Here is a 16615-nt window from a genome sequence, read left to right as displayed (position 1 = left end):
GGACGATGCTGACCAGGCCCGAGAGCCGCACCGACATTGCCGAGCTGATGGCCGCGATGGGCCGCAAGGCCAGGGCAGCGGCGCGGCCACTGGCGCTCGCCGGCACCGCCACCAAGAACGCGGCGCTCCAGGCCATGGGCGAGGCGATCCGGCGCAACGAGCAGGCGATCCTCGACGCCAATGCCCTCGACATGGCGGCGGGCGCGGAGAACGGGCTGGCGGCATCCTTCCTCGACCGGCTGAAGCTGACGCCCGCCCGCATCGAGGCCATTGCCGAAGGCATCCGCTCGATCGCGGCGCTGAAGGATCCGGTCGGCGAGACGATCGCCGCGTGGGACCGGCCGAACGGCCTGCACATCGAGCGCGTGCGCACGCCGCTCGGCATCATCGGCGTGATCTTCGAGAGCCGGCCGAACGTCACGGCCGACGCCGGCGCGCTCTGCATCAAGGCCGGAAACACGGTGATCCTGCGCGGCGGTTCGGATTCGGTGAATTCGTCCCGGGCGATCCACGCCTGCATGGTCGAGGGGCTGGAAGCCGCCGGCCTGCCCGCCGACGCGATCCAGCTCGTGCCGGTGACCGACCGCGCCGCCGTCGGCGAGATGCTGAAGGGCCTGTCGGGCAATCTCGACGTCATCATCCCGCGCGGCGGGCGCAGCCTCGTCGAGCGCGTGCAGACCGAGGCCCGCGTGCCGGTCTTCGCGCATCTGGAAGGCATCTGCCACCTCTATGTCGACCGCTCGGCCGATCTCGCCATGGCGGTGACGATCGCCGTCAACGCCAAGATGCGCCGCACCGGCATCTGCGGAGCGGCCGAGACGCTGCTGGTCGACCGCGCCTGCGCCGACACGCACCTCGTGCCGATCCTCGAGGCGCTCGCTGCCGCCGGCTGCGAGATCCGCGCCGATGCCGAGGTTCTCGCCCGCTTTCCGCACGCGAAGGCGGCGACCGATGCCGACTGGTCGACCGAGTATCTCGACGCCATCATCTCGGTGAAGCTGGTCGACGGCGTTTCGGGCGCGATCGACCACATCGAGACCTGGTCGTCGCACCATACCGAAGCGATCGTGGCCGAGGATGCCGATGCGGTGGAGCGGTTCTTCAACGAGATCGATTCGGCGATCCTGCTGCACAATGCCTCGACCCAGTTCGCCGACGGCGGCGAGTTCGGCATGGGCGCCGAAATCGGCATCGCGACGGGGCGCATGCACGCGCGCGGCCCGGTCGGTGTTGAGCAGCTGACCTCGTTCAAGTACCGGGTGCGCGGGACGGGGCAGGTCAGGTCGTAGCGCCGTCGACCCCCGTGTGGTAGCCTGTACACATGAGCACACAATCCGAGACGGTCACCATCCGGATGCCGAGCGAGACCAAGGCTCGGCTCGAGCAACTCGCGCGCCAAACCCGGCGCTCGAAGTCGTTCCTGGCCGGTGAAGCGATCGCCGACTACGTCGAACGCGAACTGGCGATCATCGAGGGGATCAAGCGCGGGCTCGACGACATGGAAGCGGGACGCGTCACACAGCATGCCGACGCGATGGCCAGGATGAGGAAGACTGTCGCAGACGCCTCGCGGAAATGAGAACGGTCGTCTGGTCCGATGACGCACTCGACGATCTGGACGCGGTTCTGCGCCACGTGGCTCTCGACAACCCGAAAGCCGCAATCGCGCTGGTCGATCGCATCGACGACACGGCCTCCGGACTTCAGGATATCCCGACCGGCCGGCCGGGCCGGGTGGCCGCGAACTACGAGAAGGTCGTGCAGCGCACGCCCTACATCCTCGCCTATGCGATGAGCGACGACCGCGTCACCGTCCTGCGCGTGATCCACGGCAGCCGCGACTGGCCCGAAGGCGAATGGCCGGCAGAATGATGCTCTCCAACCTCGGGGACCGCTATCTGCGCATGCCGCATGTCGAGAAGGGCATGGCGGTCGGGCTGTTCGGCGGCTCGTTCAATCCGCCCCATGCCGGCCATGCGCTGGTGGCGGAGATCGCGCTCAGGCGCCTGCGGCTCGACCAGCTCTGGTGGATCGTCACGCCCGGCAACCCGCTGAAGAGCGTTGCGCAGCTCGCACCGCTCGGGCAACGCATCGCGCGCTCGGAAAGGCTGATCCACGATCCCCGCGTCAAGGTCACCGCGTTCGAAGCCGCACACCACATCCGCTATACGGCCGATACGCTGGCGCTGGTCAGGCAGCGCAACCCCGGCGTCGATTTCGTCTGGATCATGGGCGCCGACAGCCTCGCCTCCTTCCACCGCTGGCAGCGCTGGCGCGACATCGTCGATACCTTTCCCATCGCGGTCATCGACCGGCCGGGTTCGACGCTCGCCTTCCTCTCCTCGGTCATGGCCAAGACCTTCGCCCGCGCCCGGGTCGACGAGGAGGGGGCACCGCTGCTGGCGCGCCGGCGTGCGCCCGCCTGGACCTTCGTGCACGGACCGCGTTCCTCGCTGTCCTCCACCGCACTCAGGCTCGCCCAGGACGACGGCTGAGGGCGTTCGCGGGAACGGTCGGGGGGCATGTTGCGGCTGTCCCCCGCGGAGTTTCGCGAAGCCGCCGAAGCATCGTCCTCATCCGGACAGTTTCTGCCGCTTTTGTCGCTTTCGCGACGTCGCGGATGGATCAATGATCGGCGATGATGACAGACGTTTCTTCCGACCATGCCGCCGACAGCGCCGACGCCACCGCGGTGATCTCGGCGCCGTTCATCGCCATCACCAGCGTCATCCTGTCGTCGGCGCTGGTGGCGGTCGGCAACGGACTGATGTTCGCCTTCATTCCGGTGCGGCTCGGGGCGGAAGGCTTTCCGCCCACCTGGGCCGGCCTCATCCTCACCGGCCTGTCGGCCGGCGGCATGGCGGGGTGTTTCCTCACCGGCCGCATGGTCACCCGCGTCGGCCATGCCCGCGCCTTCATGACGTTTTCGGCGCTGATCATCCTGTCCAACGTCGTTGTCAGCCTGATGGTCGACCCGTGGCTGTGGATCGCGGCGCGCGCGCTCTACGGCTTCGCCATCTGCGGGCTCTTCATCGTCGCCCAGAGCTGGCTGAACGACGTCGTCGACAACTCCATCCGGGGCCGCGTCACCGCCACCTTCTATATGAGCTACATCGTCGGCCTCGGCCTCGGCTCCTACCTGCTCGCCTTCATCGACGCGATGGGCAACGCAGCGCCGCTGCTGGCGATCACATTCGCGGCACTGTCGATCGTTCCCGTCGGCCTGACGCGCCTGCGCACGCCGCCGGCCCCGCCGATCGCGTCGATCGCGCTGCGCCGCGCCTGGGCGATCTCGCCCGTCGGGCTCGCCGGCATGCTGGCGGTCGGCGGCCTCTCGATGATGGTGGCGGGCTTCGCGCCGATCCACGCGACGGCCATCGGCTTCGACAAGAACGCCATCGCCCTGCTGCTGCTCGCCATGCCGCTCGGCACGCTGATCGTCCAGCTGCCCTTCGGCTGGCTGTCGGACCGTATGGATCGGCGCTACGTGCTCGTCGCGGCCTCGATCCTGGTTGCGCTGGCGGGGCTGCTCGCGATCGGAGCCGACAGCTGGGCCTTCGGCTGGATGGTGCTGGTCTACATGGTGTGGAGCGGCGCGACCGAATCGATCTATTCGATCTCGAGCGCCCACGCCAACGACCGTGCGGACAAGGGCGACCTCGTGGTCCTGTCGAGCACCATGCTCTTTGCCTGGTCGCTCTCGGGCTTCGTCATCCCGGGGCTGGCGACGATGCTGACCGCCTTCGTCGGCACCGGTGCCTTCATCGGCATCGCGATCCTGATCGCGGTCGCCTTCTGCGGCTTCGTCGCCTGGCGGCTGACCCAGACGGATGCGGTTCCCGCGGATGCCAGCGGCGATTTTTCGCCCCTGTCGGCACAGGCGCCGCCGGCCGCCGATCTCGCCTTCGCGCCCGCCGATGAAGGAACTTCTTCAACGTCGCAGGGTTGAGTCGACCGACCGGACGAGGCCTGTCTTGAAACTGCAAGGGGACTCTGCCTATCTTCGGGGTATCGTCGGTCGCCCGACCGATGATCACGTTGTTCTTGCTGCGAAAGGGAAGACACTGAGAACAGCTTTGGTGAAGAAGGCTGAAATCACGCCTTCGCCGGCCGGGATGAGCCGAAATGGCCCCTCCCATGCCTTGAAGACCGTCCTCGACTCTCTGGAAGATTCGAAGGCCGAAAATGTCGTGACGATCGACATCCAGCGCAAATCCAGCCTCGCCGACTACATGATCGTGGCCTCCGGCCGCTCCAACCGTCATGTCTCGGCCGTCGCGGATCACCTGATCAAGGCGCTCAAGGAAGCCGGGCATGGTACCGCCCGGGTCGAAGGTCTCGCCAGCGCCGACTGGGTGCTGATCGATGCCGGCGACATCATCGTCCACGTCTTCCGGCCCGAGGTCCGCGACTTCTACAATCTCGAAAAGATGTGGCAGGCGCCGGAGATGGAGGAAGAAACGGTTCACTGAACCGTTTCCGAAGGGTCGGGATGCGGATCGTCGTTCATGCCGTGGGTCGGATGAAGGCCGGCCCCGAAAGGGATTTGGCCGACCGTTATTTCGACCGTTTCGCAAAGGCCGGCCCGGCGGTCGGCCTGGAGTGGGCGGGCGTCGTCGAGGTGCCCGAGTCCCGCAGCGCGAATGCGCCGGAGCGCAAGCGCGAGGAAGCGGCGAAGCTCGAGCGGTTGCTGGCCGACGGCGCCGCGCTTGTCCTGCTTGACGAGCGGGGAAAGAACATCGGCTCGGAAGATCTCACCGCCTGGCTGTGCAAGTGGCGGGACAATGGCCAGCGCGACCTCGTGGTCGCGATCGGCGGGCCGGACGGCCATGCCCCGGAGCTCGCGCAGCGGGCAGCTCTGACGCTCTCCTTCGGCGCCCTGACCTGGCCGCACCAGCTGGCCAGGGTGATGCTGGCCGAACAGCTCTACCGCGCAGTTTCCATCGCGTCGGGCCACCCCTACCACCGGTCCTGAACGATCCCGGGCGGCGATCCCGCCCGGGACCGGGCCTCGTTCCGCATCTTTTGGACAAAAAGCAGCGTCAAGGACGTCCATGAGCGGCGGAGGGCTTGCATCCGGCGCCTTATGGTTGATGCTTCCTTAACCGGAGCCTTCCTAGTGTGGGGTCATGAGCGGACGTCATTCCATCGATGGAACGAGACGCCCGGCGCGCAGTCTTCTGCGTGCCGGAATGGCCGTCCTGCTGTCCGTTCAGATGGTGACCGTCGCCTCATCCCCGGCGCGGGCGGTCGAAGATGCGAGCGTGCTCGAGGCGCGGCGCACGGAGACGGAATCGGAATACCAGCGCATCGCCGAGGCGATGACCCTGTCGGAGAAGCGCCTCGCCGAGCTGGCGGCCGAGATCGCGGCGGTTCGCAAGGACAATGCCGCGGTGACGGCGGCCCTCGTCCAGGCCGCCAAGACCGAGCGGAAGCTTGCCGACGACGTGGCGTCGATCGAGGAGCGGCTGGACGGGCTGAAGGAGCAGGAGGCGTCCATCCGCCGGTCCCTGAAGGCGCGGCGCGGCGTGCTGGCAGAGGTTCTGGGCGCCCTGCAGCGGATGGGGCTCAATCCTCCGCCGGCGATCCTCGTGCGCCCCGAGGACGCGCTCGCCTCGGTGCGCAGCGCCATCGTGCTCGGCGCCGTCGTCCCGGAACTGCGCACCGAGACGGCGATCCTCCTCTCCGACATCAGGGAACTCGCTTCGCTGCGCGGGGCGATCGGGGAGGAGCGCGAACGGCTGCTGGCGACGATCCGCGAGCAGGCCGACGAAAAGCAGCGGCTGTCCCTCCTCCTCGAGGAGAAACGCAAGCTGCTCGCCCGCAACGAATCATTCGCCCAGGCGGAGCGGCGGCGGACCGAGGAACTCGCCGCCAAGGCGGGTACTCTCAAGGAATTGATCGCGGCCCTGGAAGGCGAGATCGACGCGGTGCGCAAGGCCGCGGAGGCCGCGCGCCAGGCAGAGGAGGAACGCGCCCGGCGCGAGGCGGAAGCGGCCGGCCGGCCGATCCCGGAGCAGAACCGGCTCGAGGCCGGCATCTCCTTCGAAACCATGAAGAAACAGGTCGCGCTGCCGGTCTCGGGCCGGTTCATTCGCCACTTCGGCGAGCCCGACGCGATCGGCGGCCGGATGATGGGAGACACCGTTCAAACACAATCGGGATCTATCGTTACTTCACCGGCTGACGGGGTGGTTCTCTATGCAGGTCCCTTCCGATCATACGGTCAACTCTTGATCCTCGACGCTGGCGGTGGCTATCATGTCGTTCTGGCGGGGATGGACCGGATCAACGTCGCGCTGGGTCAGTCGGTTCTCGCTGGAGAGCCGCTCGGCACGATGGGCGAGGCAAGGCTCGCCAGCGTGATGGCGTTCGGCAGTACCGATGACAATCCGGAGCTCTACATAGAGTTTCGCAAGGATGGAAAACCCGTCGATCCGTCGCCTTGGTGGGCGGAGCGCAGTTCTGGAAGGACAGGAAATGGTACGTAGGTTGTCGCTTCTGTTCGCGGGCGCTCTGATGGGCGCTACCGCCATGAGCGTCGTGTACGGCTCTCCCGGCTCGACCGCGAACGCGGCTGGTTCCGACACCTATCGCCAGCTGGCGATCTTCGGCGACATCTTCGAACGGGTGCGCGCGCAATACGTGACGCCGCCGGACGATCAGAAGCTGGTCGAGAACGCCATCAACGGCATGCTCACCTCGCTCGACCCGCATTCGTCCTACATGAATGCGGAAGCGGCGCAGGACATGCGCGTCCAGACCAAGGGCGAATTCGGCGGCCTCGGCATCGAGGTCACGATGGAGAACGAGCTGGTCAAGGTGATCACGCCCATCGACGACACGCCGGCCGCCCGCGCCGGGGTCATCGCCGGCGACCTGATCTCGCATATCGACGGCGAGGAGGTTCGCGGCCTGACGCTTGCGGATGCGGTCGACCGCATGCGCGGCGGCGTCAACACGCCGATCGAGCTCACGGTCCTGCGCGAAGGCGCCACCGAGCCGATCAAGATCAAGATCATCCGCGACATCATCAAGGTGAAGGCGGTCAAGTACCGCGTCGAGGGCGACATCGGCTACCTGAAGATCACGTCCTTCACCGAGAAGACCTTCGACGACCTGCGCAGCGCCATCTCGACGATCCGCAAGGAAATTCCCGCGGACCGGCTGAAGGGCTACGTGCTCGACCTGCGGCTCAACCCGGGTGGCCTGCTCGATCAGGCGGTCAGCGTCTCCGACGCCTTCCTCGACCGCGGCGAGATCGTCTCCACCCGCGGCCGCGATCCCAAGGACGTCACCCGCTTCGACGCCCGTGCCGGCGACCTCACCGACGGCAAGCCGGTGATCGTGCTCGTGAACGGCGGTTCGGCCAGCGCTTCGGAAATCGTCGCCGGCGCCCTGCAGGACCATCGCCGTGCGGCGGTGCTCGGAACCCGCTCGTTCGGCAAGGGCTCGGTGCAGACGATCATCCCGCTGTCGGAGAACGGTGCGCTGCGGCTGACCACCGCGCTCTACTTCACGCCGGCCGGCAAGTCGATCCAGGGCAAGGGCATCACGCCCGACATCCGCGTCGAGCAGCCGCTGCCCGACGAACTGCTCGGCCGCGACGTGAGCCGCGGCGAGTCCGAACTGCGCGGCCACATCAAGGGCGCCGAAGAGGACGAGGAAGGCTCGGGCTCCGCTGCCTACGTGCCGCCGGATCCGAAGGACGACCTGCAGCTGGCCTATGCCAAGGAACTGCTCGAAGGCACCAAGACGGATCCGGCTTTCCCGCCCAATCCGGACCAGGCCGTCCTGCAGCAGTAAGTTGATCAGGCGCCGGCGGTCATGCCGCCGGCGCCTCCCTGCCTCCCCCATCCGACAGGACCTCGCCAGCCGCCCGTGACAAAGGAACTCGATCGTCCGCTCGGGCAGGACAGGCGCGAACGTCCAGCGGGCCGGTCCTTCCGGCCGCGGGGGTCGAGCGTCGTCGGCGCTCTCGCGGCACTCGCCATCCTGGGCGCTGGCGCCGGCATTGCGCTGCAGCCGGAGCCTTTCCGGGTTCCGGACGACAGGCTGGCGGTCGAGGCGTCGTCCGGGCCCGTCGAGGTCGCGGCCTCCTCGTCCGCCGAACCGGCAGCCACGCCCCTTCGGACGACACCCGCGGACGGCGCCACGGTGCCGGGTCCGTCGATCATCCGGGTCAATCCTCCGGCCGAACCCGCTTCCAACGTCATCGTCATCCACGATCCGTCGTCGCTCGGCCAGAACCTGCGCGTCGCGCATCTGCCCGACCGGGCCCTGATCGAACAGTCCGAGATGGGCCCGCTGCCGGCGCGCGGACCCGATGGACGGCGGGCGGCCGAGGTCTATGCGCGGCCGTGGTCCGGCACGCGCGGGGCGCGGGTGGCGCTGGTGATCGGCGGTCTCGGTCTCTCCCAGACCGGCACGCAGGACGCGATCGCGAAGCTGCCGCCCGAGATCACTTTGGCCTTCGCACCCCAGGGCAACAGCCTTGGACGCTGGATGCAGGCGGCGCGCGGCCAGGGCCACGAGATCATGATGCAGCTGCCGCTGGAGCCCTTCGACTATCCGCGCGTCAATCCCGGCCGCAACACGCTGACGGTCGAGGCCGAGGTCCGGCACAACATCGAGAACCTCTACTGGGCGCTGTCGCGAACGACCAACTACACCGGCGTCATGAACTACATGGGCGGCCGTTTCACCGCCGATCAGCAGGCCTTCGCGCCGATCATGCGGGAGCTCGGCCAGCGCGGCCTCTCCTATCTCGACGACGGGTCCTCCGCACGCAGCGTCGCGCAGACCCTTGCGGCCGAGAGCGACGTGCCTTACGCGCAGGGCGACCTCGTGATCGACCAGGCGAGGGACCGCGGCAGTATCCTGGCGAAGCTCGACGAGCTGGAAGCCACGGCCCGGGCGCGGGGCTTCGCCATCGGCACCGGCACCGCCTTCGACGTGACGGTCGATGCGGTGGCGGAGTGGGCGAGGGCGGTCCGCAAGCGGGGCATCGAGGTCGTGCCGGTGTCGGCCGTCACGGCGAGCAGCACGGGGGGATAGGAAATGAGCACCGCGTCGAAGCATCCCGAGAGCCTGCCCTACAGGCCCTGCGTCGGCATCATGGTGCTCAATCCCGCCGGTCTGGTCTGGGCCGGGCGCAGGATCGTCATTCCCAACGACGAGATGCACGGCGCCGTCCAGCTCTGGCAGATGCCGCAGGGCGGTATCGACCCGGGCGAGGATCCGCATCCCGCGGCGCTGCGGGAGCTCTATGAGGAGACCGGCATGATGTCGGTCTCGCTGCTGGCGGAAGCGCCGGACTGGATCAACTACGACCTGCCGCCGGAACTGGTCGGCGTCGCACTGAAGGGAAAGTATCGCGGCCAGACGCAGCGCTGGTTCGCCTTCCGCTTCGACGGCGACGAGAGCGAGATCCGGATCAACCCGCCGCCGGGCGGCCACACGCCCGAGTTCGACGCCTGGGCGTGGAAGCCGATCGACGAACTGCCGGGGCTGATCGTGCCGTTCAAGCGGAAGGTCTACGAGGACGTGATCGCCGCCTTCCGGCATCTCGCCGCCTGAGCGGCGCATGCCGCGATGCTGCGCTGTCTCCTCCTCCTGGCGGCAATGACGATGTCCTTCGCCTCCTCAGCAGCCGGACGGCCCGTCGATGCAGGAGGCCTCCCCGCAACGCTCGAAGACCCTTCGGGGGCCGGCCCGCTGGTCGTGATGGTCGCGGGCTCCGGCCCCACCGACAGCGACGGCAACAGCGTGCTCGGCGTCAGGGCCGGTTACCTGCGCAAGCTCGCCGGTGCCCTCGCCGAGCGGGGAATTGCCAGCCTGCGCTACGACAAGCGCGGCCTGCCGGGCAGCGCGCCGGCCGGCGACGAGGCCGACGTGACCATCGCGACCTATGTCGAGGACCTGCGAAGCGTCATCGGCTGGGCGGCGGCCGCATACCCCGGCCGGCCACTCGTGCTGCTCGGGCACAGCGAGGGCGGCATGGTGGCGATCGAGGCGGCGAAGGCGGCGCCGGATACCTTCGCCGGCCTCGTCCTCCTGGCCACCCCAGGACGTCCGCCGGGCGAGACGCTGCGCGACCAGCTTTCCAACCTGCCGCAGCCGGGCCGCGCCGAAGCACTGGCGATTCTCGGCGAACTGGAGGCCGGCCGGCGGGTCGGTGCCGTGCCGCCGACGCTCGCCGGGCTGTTTCGCCCGTCGGTTCAGCCCTTCATGATCTCGATGCTGTCGCTGCGGCCGGCGGAGACGCTTGCCGCGGTGGCCATGCCGGCGCTGGTGGTCGGCGGCGGGACGGACATCCAGGTCACCCGCGCCGACTTCGACGCCCTCGCGCAGGCGCGGCCGGACGTGGAAAGCCGCTGGTTCCCCGCCATGAACCACGTGCTGGCCGATGCACCGGCCGACTTCGCCGGCAATGTCGCGACCTATTCCGATCCCGATACAGCGCTGACGAGCGGGCTCGCGGATGCGATCGCCGTGTTCGTGCGGGCGGTGGGCGAATAGGCAGCGTACCGCATCCCACGATCCTCATCCTGCGGCGCTCGGGGAAGCCGAGCCTCGAAGGACGCACGACCCGTCGCCGACCATTCGATCGTCGCGCCCGGAACGAAAAAAGCCGGACCTCGCGGCCCGGCTCGTTCGGTCTCGTCAGGGAACCGCCCGTCAGGCGGGCAGGATGGCGCCCTGGAGCGTCGTGAGCTGGCCGAGATACTCCTCGGCCTTCGTCCTGCCGTGATGATCGGCGGCATCGTTGAGGTCTTCCTGGGCTTCCTTGATGCGCCGCGCGATGTCGGCGCGGTCGATCTGGTCAACGTGGATCGCCGATTCGGCCAAGAGCGTGCAGCCTTCCGGCAGGATGTCGGCGAAGCCGCCGAACACCACGTAGCGGTCGACCTTGCCGCCGGCCACGGTGATCGCGACCACGCCCGGCTTGATGGTGGTCATGACCGGCGCGTGGTTCGCCATCACCGTCATCTCGCCTTCCGTCGCCGGAATGACCACGGACTCGACCTGCGCGGAGACGAGCAGGCGCTCCGGCGAAACCAGCTCGAACTTGAAGGATTGTGCCATTCAAACCTAGCGAAGCGGATGGCCAGTGGCGAAGGACGATCGCCTCGTCAGCCGGCCAAACCTGTTCGCTACTCCCTGTTCGCCAATCGTTGATTACGCTGCTTCGGCGGCGAGACGCTGTGCCTTCTCGAGCGCCATCTCGATCGAGCCGACCATGTAGAACGCCGCTTCCGGCAGATGGTCGTACTCGCCCGCGACAAGCCCCTTGAACGAACGGATCGTGTCCTCGAGCGGCACGAGCTGTCCCGGTGCACCGGTGAACACCTCGGCGACGAAGAAGGGCTGCGACAGGAAGCGCTCTATCTTGCGGGCGCGCGCGACCGTGATCTTGTCCTCTTCCGACAGCTCGTCCATGCCCAGGATCGCGATGATGTCCTGCAGTGACTTGTAGCGCTGCAGCGTCTGCTGCACCGAACGCGCCACCTGGTAGTGCTCCTCGCCGACGATCTGCGGATCGAGCATGCGCGAGGTCGAATCGAGCGGATCCACCGCCGGATAGATGCCCTTCTCGGCGATCGAGCGGTTGAGCGTCGTCGTCGCGTCGAGGTGGGCGAACGAGGTGGCGGGGGCCGGATCGGTCAAGTCGTCGGCCGGAACGTAGATGGCCTGCACCGAAGTGATCGAACCCTTGTGGGTCGAGGTGATGCGCTCCTGCATCTGGCCCATGTCGGTGGCCAGCGTCGGCTGATAGCCCACGGCCGAAGGAATGCGGCCGAGCAGCGCCGACACTTCCGAGCCGGCCTGGGTGAAGCGGAAGATGTTGTCGACGAAGAACAGCACGTCCTGACCCTGGTCGCGGAAGTGCTCCGCGATGGTGAGGCCGGTCAGCGCGACGCGGGCGCGGGCACCGGGCGGCTCGTTCATCTGGCCGAAGACGAGGGCGCACTTCGAACCGGCGGTCGAGCCGTCGTTCTCGTGCGGGTCTTTGTTGACGCCCGACTCGATCATCTCGTGATAGAGGTCGTTGCCCTCGCGGGTGCGCTCGCCGACGCCGGCGAAGACGGAATAGCCGCCATGCGCCTTGGCGATGTTGTTGATCAGTTCCTGGATCAGCACGGTCTTGCCGACGCCGGCGCCGCCGAACAGGCCGATCTTGCCGCCGCGGGCATAGGGCGCGAGCAGGTCGACGACCTTGATGCCGGTGACGAGGATCTGCGCCTCGGTCGACTGATCGACATAGGCCGGCGCTTCCTGGTGAATGGCGCGGCGGAGCGTCGAGGGGACGGGACCGGCTTCGTCGACCGGCTCGCCGATGACGTTGAGAATGCGGCCGAGCGTCTCCTCGCCGACGGGCACGGTGATCGGCGACCCGGTGTCGGTGACCGGCTGGCCGCGCACGAGGCCTTCGGAGGAGTCCATGGCGATGCAACGGACGGTGTTCTCGCCGAGATGCTGGGCGACCTCGAGGACGAGGCGGTTGCCGCCGTTGTCGGTCTCGAGCGCGTTCAGGATCGGAGGCAGGGCGCCTTCGAACGACACGTCGACGACAGCGCCGATGACCTGCGCGATCCTGCCGGTGGCGGCCGCGGCCTTCGGGTTAGCTGCTATAGCCATTTCTCTTACCCTCTTCGATGTCTAGAGCGCTTCCGCGCCCGAGATGATTTCGATCAGTTCCTTGGTGATCTGCGCCTGCCGCTGACGGTTGTAGGTGATCGTCAGCTTGCTGATCATGTCGCCGGCATTGCGCGTCGCATTGTCCATGGCCGTCATCTTGGCGCCCATCTCGCCCGCCGCATTCTCGAGCAGCGCGCGGAAGATCTGGACGGAGATGTTGCGCGGGATCAGGTCCGACAGGATCTGGCCCGCATCCGGCTCGTATTCATAGATCGACGATGCCGAGGCATCGGCGGCCGGCGCGGCGGGAGCGCTCGCCGGGATGATCTGCTGGGCGGTCGGGACCTGCGAGATCACCGACTTGAACTCCGAATAGAACAGCGTGCAGACGTCGAACTCGCCCGCCGCGAAGCGCTGGGTGATGTTCTTCGCGATGGCGTCGGCGTTGACGAAGCCGACCTGCTTGACGTCGCGCAGTTCGATGCGCTCGATGATCAGCTTGGCATGGTCGCGGCGCAGGATGTCCGCGCCCTTCTTGCCGACGGTGATGATCTTCACCGTCTTGCCGTCGCGCAGCAGCCGGCGGATGTGCTCGCGCGCGAGACGGGCGATCTGGCTGTTGAAGCCGCCGCACAGGCCGCGTTCGGCGGTCGCGACGACGAGCAGGTGCACGTCGTCCCTGCCGGTGCCGGTCATCAGCGTAGGCGCGTCGTCGCCCGACACGGCGGCTGCGATGTTGGCCAGCACCGCGCCCATGCGCTGCGAATACGGCCGCGCCGCCTCCGCCGCTTCCTGGGCGCGACGCAGCTTCGCCGCGGCGACCATCTGCATCGCCTTGGTGATCTTCTGCGTCGCCTTCACCGAGGCGATGCGGTTTCGCAGATCCTTGAGTGAAGGCATGCCTCGACCCTACTCCCGACCGATCAGGCGAAGTTCTTGGCGAAGGCGTCAATCTCGGCCTTCAGCCTGGCGCGGAGATCGTCCGACAGGGCCTTCTCGACGCGGATGCCCTCGAGAACGGCCTTGCCGTCGGCACGCATGTGCGTCAGCAGGCCGCGCTCGAACTCGCCGACCTTGGCGACCGGGATCTTGTCGAGATAGCCGTTGACGCCGGCGAAGATGACGACGACCTGCTCTTCCGTCTTCAGCGGCGAGAACTGCGGCTGCTTCAGGAGCTCCGTCAGGCGTGCGCCGCGGTTGAGCAGGCGCTGCGTGGCGGCGTCGAGATCCGAGCCGAACTGCGCGAAGGCGGCCATCTCGCGATACTGGGCGAGCTCACCCTTGATCGAGCCGGCCACCTGCTTCATCGCCTTGACCTGTGCGGCCGAGCCGACGCGCGACACCGAGAGACCGACGTTCACCGCCGGGCGGATGCCCTGGAAGAACAGGTTGGTCTCGAGGAAGATCTGGCCATCGGTGATCGAGATCACGTTGGTGGGGATGTAGGCCGACACGTCGTTGGCCTGCGTCTCGATGACCGGAAGCGCGGTGAGCGAGCCCTTGCCGTTCTCGTCGTTGAGCTTGGCGGCGCGCTCGAGCAGGCGCGAATGCAGGAAGAACACGTCGCCCGGATAGGCCTCGCGCCCGGGCGGACGACGCAGCAGCAGCGACATCTGGCGGTAGGCGACGGCCTGCTTGGACAGGTCGTCATAGCCGATCACGGCGTGCATGCCGTTGTCGCGGAAGAACTCGCCCATGGCGCAGCCCGCGAAGGGCGCCAGGAACTGCATCGGCGCCGGGTCGGATGCGGTGGCCGCGACGATGATCGAGTACTGCAGCGCGCCGCGCTCCTCGAGCACCTTCACGAACTGGGCGACGGTGGAACGCTTCTGGCCGACGGCGACGTAGACGCAGTAGAGCTTCTGGCTCTCGTCGTCGCCGTCGTTGATCGGCTTCTGGTTGAGGAAGGTGTCGAGCAGGATGGCGGTCTTGCCGGTCTGGCGATCGCCGATGACGAGTTCGCGCTGGCCGCGCCCGATCGGGATCAGCGCGTCGATGGCCTTGAGGCCGGTCGACATCGGCTCGTGCACCGACTTGCGGGGAATGATGCCGGGCGCCTTGACGTCGACGCGGCGACGCTCGGTCGCCTCGATCGGGCCCTTGCCGTCGATCGGATTGCCGAGCGCGTCGACGACGCGGCCGAGCAGGCCCTTGCCGACCGGCACGTCGACGATGGTGCCGGTGCGCTTGACGGTGTCGCCTTCCTTGATGTCGCGGTCGGCACCGAAGATGACGACGCCGACATTGTCGGTCTCGAGGTTCAGCGCCATGCCGCGGATGCCGCCGGGGAACTCGACCATCTCGCCCGCCTGGACGTTGTCGAGGCCGTAGACGCGGGCGATGCCGTCACCGACCGACAGGACCTGGCCGACTTCGGACACTTCGGCTTCCTTGCCGAAGTTCTTGATCTGGTCTTTCAGAATTGCGGAAATTTCCGCGGCGCGGATGTCCATCAGCCGACCTCTTTAAGTGCGAGCTTGAGCGAATTGAGTTTGGTCTTGAGCGACGTGTCGATCTGGCGCGAACCCATCTTCACGACGAGGCCGCCAAGCAGGGAGGGATCGATCGTGACCTTGACGGTGACGGTCTTGCCGGCGACCTCGGCCAGCGCGGCCTTGAGTTCGGCTTCCTGTTCGCGCGTCAGCGCATGGGCGGCCGTCACTTCGGCGACGACCTCGCCGCGATGCTCTGCGGCGATGGCGCGGAACGCCTTGATGATGCCGGGAACGGCGAACAGGCGGCGATTCTTGGCCACGACCTTGAGGAAATTGCCGACGAGGCCGTGCAGGCCCGCCTTCTCGGCGATCGCCGAGATAGCGCGGTACTGGTCGTCGGCCGAGAAGACGGGGCTCTCGATGAGGCGCTTCAGATCGGCGCTCTCCTCGATCAGGCCCTCGAAGGCGAGCAGGTCGTATTCGACCTGGGAGACGCTCTTCTCGTCGAGCGCAAGCTCGAACAGCGAGCCCGCGTAGCGGCCCGCGACGTCTGAAACTGGCGAAGTAGACTGTGCCACGAACGGTCTTCTCTTCCTGAGATGGCCGCAGGATTTCGGCGCGAGTTCAAGACTCTGGCTAACCCTCTGACCTAATTGAATTATTTCGACCACAAATCCGAGCGTGCCGATCCCCGGGCCGAAAGTCGATTGCCGTCTAGCACAGGCATTCCGGACTCGCAACAACCCGAGGCATATGGTTTCGCGTCAGTTTTGTCGCATCAAACCGGGCACCGCCGCCGCATCGTGCCTCAGGGGAGGTAGCCGAAGGCATAGGCGAGCGGCAGGGCGGCGAGCAGGATGTCGAGGACGAGGCGCAGCAGGCCGAGGCCCCAGGCGGTGCGGTCGGCGGCAAGGGCCGCCGCGCGGCCGACGGCGGAAAACAGCCAGCCGGCGCCGACGGCGAGATAGAGCAGCGGCTGCGCCAGCATGATCGCCGCGATGCCGAGGCCGATCGGGAAGCCGGACGCCGCCCGCAGCGCCGAGGACGCCGCGGCGCGGTCGCGCGGTTCGCCGGTCAGCCCGGCCCAGAGCCCCGGAAGAATGAGCGCGGCGAGGCCGGCGAGGATGGCGCAGGCGGCCGAGCCGAAGGCCAGCGCCTCGCCTGTGGTGGTGGGCCAGGGTAGGGTCAGTTCCATGTCGGGTTCCCGCGCAATCGCAGCGGCTTGTAGCAGGTGGCAAGGGCGATTCGCCAGCGGCAGGGACGGGGCCGGACATGCCGGGGACGTGCGGGGGAGGCGCGTGACGGCGGAAATACGGGGACAGTTTACCGAATTCGGGCGAGGGGCGCGGGTGTTTCGGCCGGAGCTCTCCCGAAATCGGTAAACTGTCCCCGCATTTTCGCCAGCGCCAGCGGGCCAGGAGGCGGCTCTGCCGCCCGGCCAGTCGGACCCGGAATGGGATTGGTACGGCTGAGCGTTCACGTCAGGACGTGTCGTGATACGGCGGCAGGCCGGACATGGCGCCGCCAGCCATGGCAAG

General features: G+C 67.7%; 18 protein-coding genes. 12 read left to right on the top strand and 6 right to left on the bottom strand.

All coding sequences use genetic code 11. The features are described from left to right. Nucleotides 1–5 precede the first annotated feature (5 nt). The 12 genes from N1F91_RS27590 (at nucleotide 6) to N1F91_RS27535 (ending at nucleotide 10521) form a co-directional block, all read left to right on the top strand. Complete coding sequence (locus N1F91_RS27590; RefSeq protein WP_289996918.1) at nucleotides 6–1289, top strand: glutamate-5-semialdehyde dehydrogenase; 1284 nt, start codon at nucleotides 6–8, stop codon at nucleotides 1287–1289. A 32-nt stretch (nucleotides 1290–1321) separates the two neighbouring features. Then, nucleotides 1322–1579, top strand: coding sequence for a CopG family ribbon-helix-helix protein (locus N1F91_RS27585; protein WP_289996917.1), 258 nt, complete (start codon nucleotides 1322–1324; stop codon nucleotides 1577–1579). Then, nucleotides 1576–1872, top strand: a complete 297-nt coding sequence (locus N1F91_RS27580) for a type II toxin-antitoxin system RelE/ParE family toxin (protein ID WP_289996916.1) — start codon at nucleotides 1576–1578, stop codon at nucleotides 1870–1872. Before N1F91_RS27585 ends, N1F91_RS27580 begins: the two co-directional genes overlap by 4 nt. Next, a complete protein-coding gene (locus N1F91_RS27575) occupies nucleotides 1872–2495 on the top strand; it encodes a nicotinate-nucleotide adenylyltransferase (RefSeq protein WP_289996938.1) in 624 nt (207 codons plus the stop codon). The genes N1F91_RS27580 and N1F91_RS27575 overlap by 1 nt, the downstream gene beginning before the upstream one ends. Nucleotides 2496–2641: 146 nt before the next feature. After that, nucleotides 2642–3949: an MFS transporter gene (locus tag N1F91_RS27570; RefSeq protein ID WP_289996937.1), complete on the top strand. Its 1308-nt coding sequence runs from the start codon at nucleotides 2642–2644 to the stop codon at nucleotides 3947–3949. Nucleotides 3950–4079: 130 nt separating this feature from the next. Then, the gene (rsfS, locus tag N1F91_RS27565) at nucleotides 4080–4472 is read left to right on the top strand and encodes a ribosome silencing factor (protein ID WP_354670568.1); all 393 of its coding nucleotides are present in this window, start codon (nucleotides 4080–4082) and stop codon (nucleotides 4470–4472) included. A gap of 20 nt (nucleotides 4473–4492) precedes the next feature. Then, a complete protein-coding gene (gene rlmH / locus N1F91_RS27560) occupies nucleotides 4493–4975 on the top strand; it encodes a 23S rRNA (pseudouridine(1915)-N(3))-methyltransferase RlmH (RefSeq protein WP_289996914.1) in 483 nt (160 codons plus the stop codon). Nucleotides 4976–5192: 217 nt separating this feature from the next. Further along, nucleotides 5193–6491, top strand: a complete 1299-nt coding sequence (locus tag N1F91_RS27555) for a murein hydrolase activator EnvC (protein WP_289996913.1) — start codon at nucleotides 5193–5195, stop codon at nucleotides 6489–6491. After that, nucleotides 6481–7806, top strand: coding sequence for a S41 family peptidase (locus tag N1F91_RS27550; protein ID WP_289996911.1), 1326 nt, complete (start codon nucleotides 6481–6483; stop codon nucleotides 7804–7806). Before N1F91_RS27555 ends, N1F91_RS27550 begins: the two co-directional genes overlap by 11 nt. A gap of 75 nt (nucleotides 7807–7881) precedes the next feature. Next, complete coding sequence (locus N1F91_RS27545; protein WP_289996910.1) at nucleotides 7882–9057, top strand: divergent polysaccharide deacetylase family protein; 1176 nt, start codon at nucleotides 7882–7884, stop codon at nucleotides 9055–9057. A 3-nt stretch (nucleotides 9058–9060) separates the two neighbouring features. Continuing rightward, complete coding sequence (locus N1F91_RS27540) at nucleotides 9061–9579, top strand: RNA pyrophosphohydrolase (protein ID WP_289996909.1); 519 nt, start codon at nucleotides 9061–9063, stop codon at nucleotides 9577–9579. A 15-nt stretch (nucleotides 9580–9594) separates the two neighbouring features. Next, nucleotides 9595–10521 (top strand): alpha/beta fold hydrolase, encoded by a 927-nt coding sequence (locus N1F91_RS27535; RefSeq protein WP_289996907.1) that lies wholly within the window; start codon nucleotides 9595–9597, stop codon nucleotides 10519–10521. Nucleotides 10522–10680: 159 nt separating this feature from the next. Here the strand turns inward: N1F91_RS27535 and N1F91_RS27530 are convergent, their stop codons facing one another. The 6 genes from N1F91_RS27530 to N1F91_RS27505 form a co-directional block, all read right to left on the bottom strand. Then, nucleotides 10681–11088: a F0F1 ATP synthase subunit epsilon gene (locus N1F91_RS27530; RefSeq protein WP_289996906.1), complete on the bottom strand. Its 408-nt coding sequence runs from the start codon at nucleotides 11086–11088 to the stop codon at nucleotides 10681–10683. A gap of 93 nt (nucleotides 11089–11181) precedes the next feature. Continuing rightward, entirely contained in the window at nucleotides 11182–12642 is a 1461-nt protein-coding gene (atpD, locus tag N1F91_RS27525) for a F0F1 ATP synthase subunit beta (protein ID WP_289996905.1), read from the bottom strand. Between the two features lie 21 nt (nucleotides 12643–12663). Then, complete coding sequence (locus N1F91_RS27520) at nucleotides 12664–13542, bottom strand: F0F1 ATP synthase subunit gamma (RefSeq protein WP_289996904.1); 879 nt, start codon at nucleotides 13540–13542, stop codon at nucleotides 12664–12666. A gap of 23 nt (nucleotides 13543–13565) precedes the next feature. Next, a complete protein-coding gene (atpA, locus tag N1F91_RS27515) occupies nucleotides 13566–15095 on the bottom strand; it encodes a F0F1 ATP synthase subunit alpha (RefSeq protein ID WP_289996902.1) in 1530 nt (509 codons plus the stop codon). Next, complete coding sequence (locus N1F91_RS27510; protein ID WP_289996901.1) at nucleotides 15095–15655, bottom strand: F0F1 ATP synthase subunit delta; 561 nt, start codon at nucleotides 15653–15655, stop codon at nucleotides 15095–15097. Before N1F91_RS27510 ends, atpA begins: the two co-directional genes overlap by 1 nt. Before the next feature lie 230 nt (nucleotides 15656–15885). Next, a complete protein-coding gene (locus N1F91_RS27505) occupies nucleotides 15886–16272 on the bottom strand; it encodes a DUF4345 domain-containing protein (protein WP_289996900.1) in 387 nt (128 codons plus the stop codon). Between the last annotated feature and the right edge of the window lie 343 nt (nucleotides 16273–16615).

Source organism: Aquibium sp. ELW1220, assembly GCF_030398385.1.
Lineage (GTDB): Bacteria > Pseudomonadota > Alphaproteobacteria > Rhizobiales > Rhizobiaceae > Aquibium.
The sequence above is the reverse complement of the archived record's forward strand: the minus strand, read 5'-3'. Positions and strand labels throughout refer to the sequence as shown.

What these genes read in the sequence shown, in the direction of transcription:
- N1F91_RS27590 (WP_289996918.1), top strand. Translation starts at nt 6, where the DNA reads ATGCTGACCAGGCCCGAGAGCCGCACCGACATTGCCGAGCTGATGGCC.
- N1F91_RS27585 (WP_289996917.1), top strand. Translation starts at nt 1,322, where the DNA reads ATGAGCACACAATCCGAGACGGTCACCATCCGGATGCCGAGCGAGACC.
- N1F91_RS27580 (WP_289996916.1), top strand. Translation starts at nt 1,576, where the DNA reads ATGAGAACGGTCGTCTGGTCCGATGACGCACTCGACGATCTGGACGCG.
- N1F91_RS27575 (WP_289996938.1), top strand. Translation starts at nt 1,872, where the DNA reads ATGCTCTCCAACCTCGGGGACCGCTATCTGCGCATGCCGCATGTCGAG.
- N1F91_RS27570 (WP_289996937.1), top strand. Translation starts at nt 2,642, where the DNA reads ATGACAGACGTTTCTTCCGACCATGCCGCCGACAGCGCCGACGCCACC.
- rlmH (WP_289996914.1), top strand. Translation starts at nt 4,493, where the DNA reads ATGCGGATCGTCGTTCATGCCGTGGGTCGGATGAAGGCCGGCCCCGAA.
- N1F91_RS27555 (WP_289996913.1), top strand. Translation starts at nt 5,193, where the DNA reads ATGGCCGTCCTGCTGTCCGTTCAGATGGTGACCGTCGCCTCATCCCCG.
- N1F91_RS27550 (WP_289996911.1), top strand. Translation starts at nt 6,481, where the DNA reads ATGGTACGTAGGTTGTCGCTTCTGTTCGCGGGCGCTCTGATGGGCGCT.
- N1F91_RS27540 (WP_289996909.1), top strand. Translation starts at nt 9,061, where the DNA reads ATGAGCACCGCGTCGAAGCATCCCGAGAGCCTGCCCTACAGGCCCTGC.
- N1F91_RS27535 (WP_289996907.1), top strand. Translation starts at nt 9,595, where the DNA reads ATGCTGCGCTGTCTCCTCCTCCTGGCGGCAATGACGATGTCCTTCGCC.
- N1F91_RS27530 (WP_289996906.1), bottom strand. Translation starts at nt 11,088, where the DNA reads ATGGCACAATCCTTCAAGTTCGAGCTGGTTTCGCCGGAGCGCCTGCTC.
- atpD (WP_289996905.1), bottom strand. Translation starts at nt 12,642, where the DNA reads ATGGCTATAGCAGCTAACCCGAAGGCCGCGGCCGCCACCGGCAGGATC.
- N1F91_RS27520 (WP_289996904.1), bottom strand. Translation starts at nt 13,542, where the DNA reads ATGCCTTCACTCAAGGATCTGCGAAACCGCATCGCCTCGGTGAAGGCG.
- atpA (WP_289996902.1), bottom strand. Translation starts at nt 15,095, where the DNA reads ATGGACATCCGCGCCGCGGAAATTTCCGCAATTCTGAAAGACCAGATC.
- N1F91_RS27505 (WP_289996900.1), bottom strand. Translation starts at nt 16,272, where the DNA reads ATGGAACTGACCCTACCCTGGCCCACCACCACAGGCGAGGCGCTGGCC.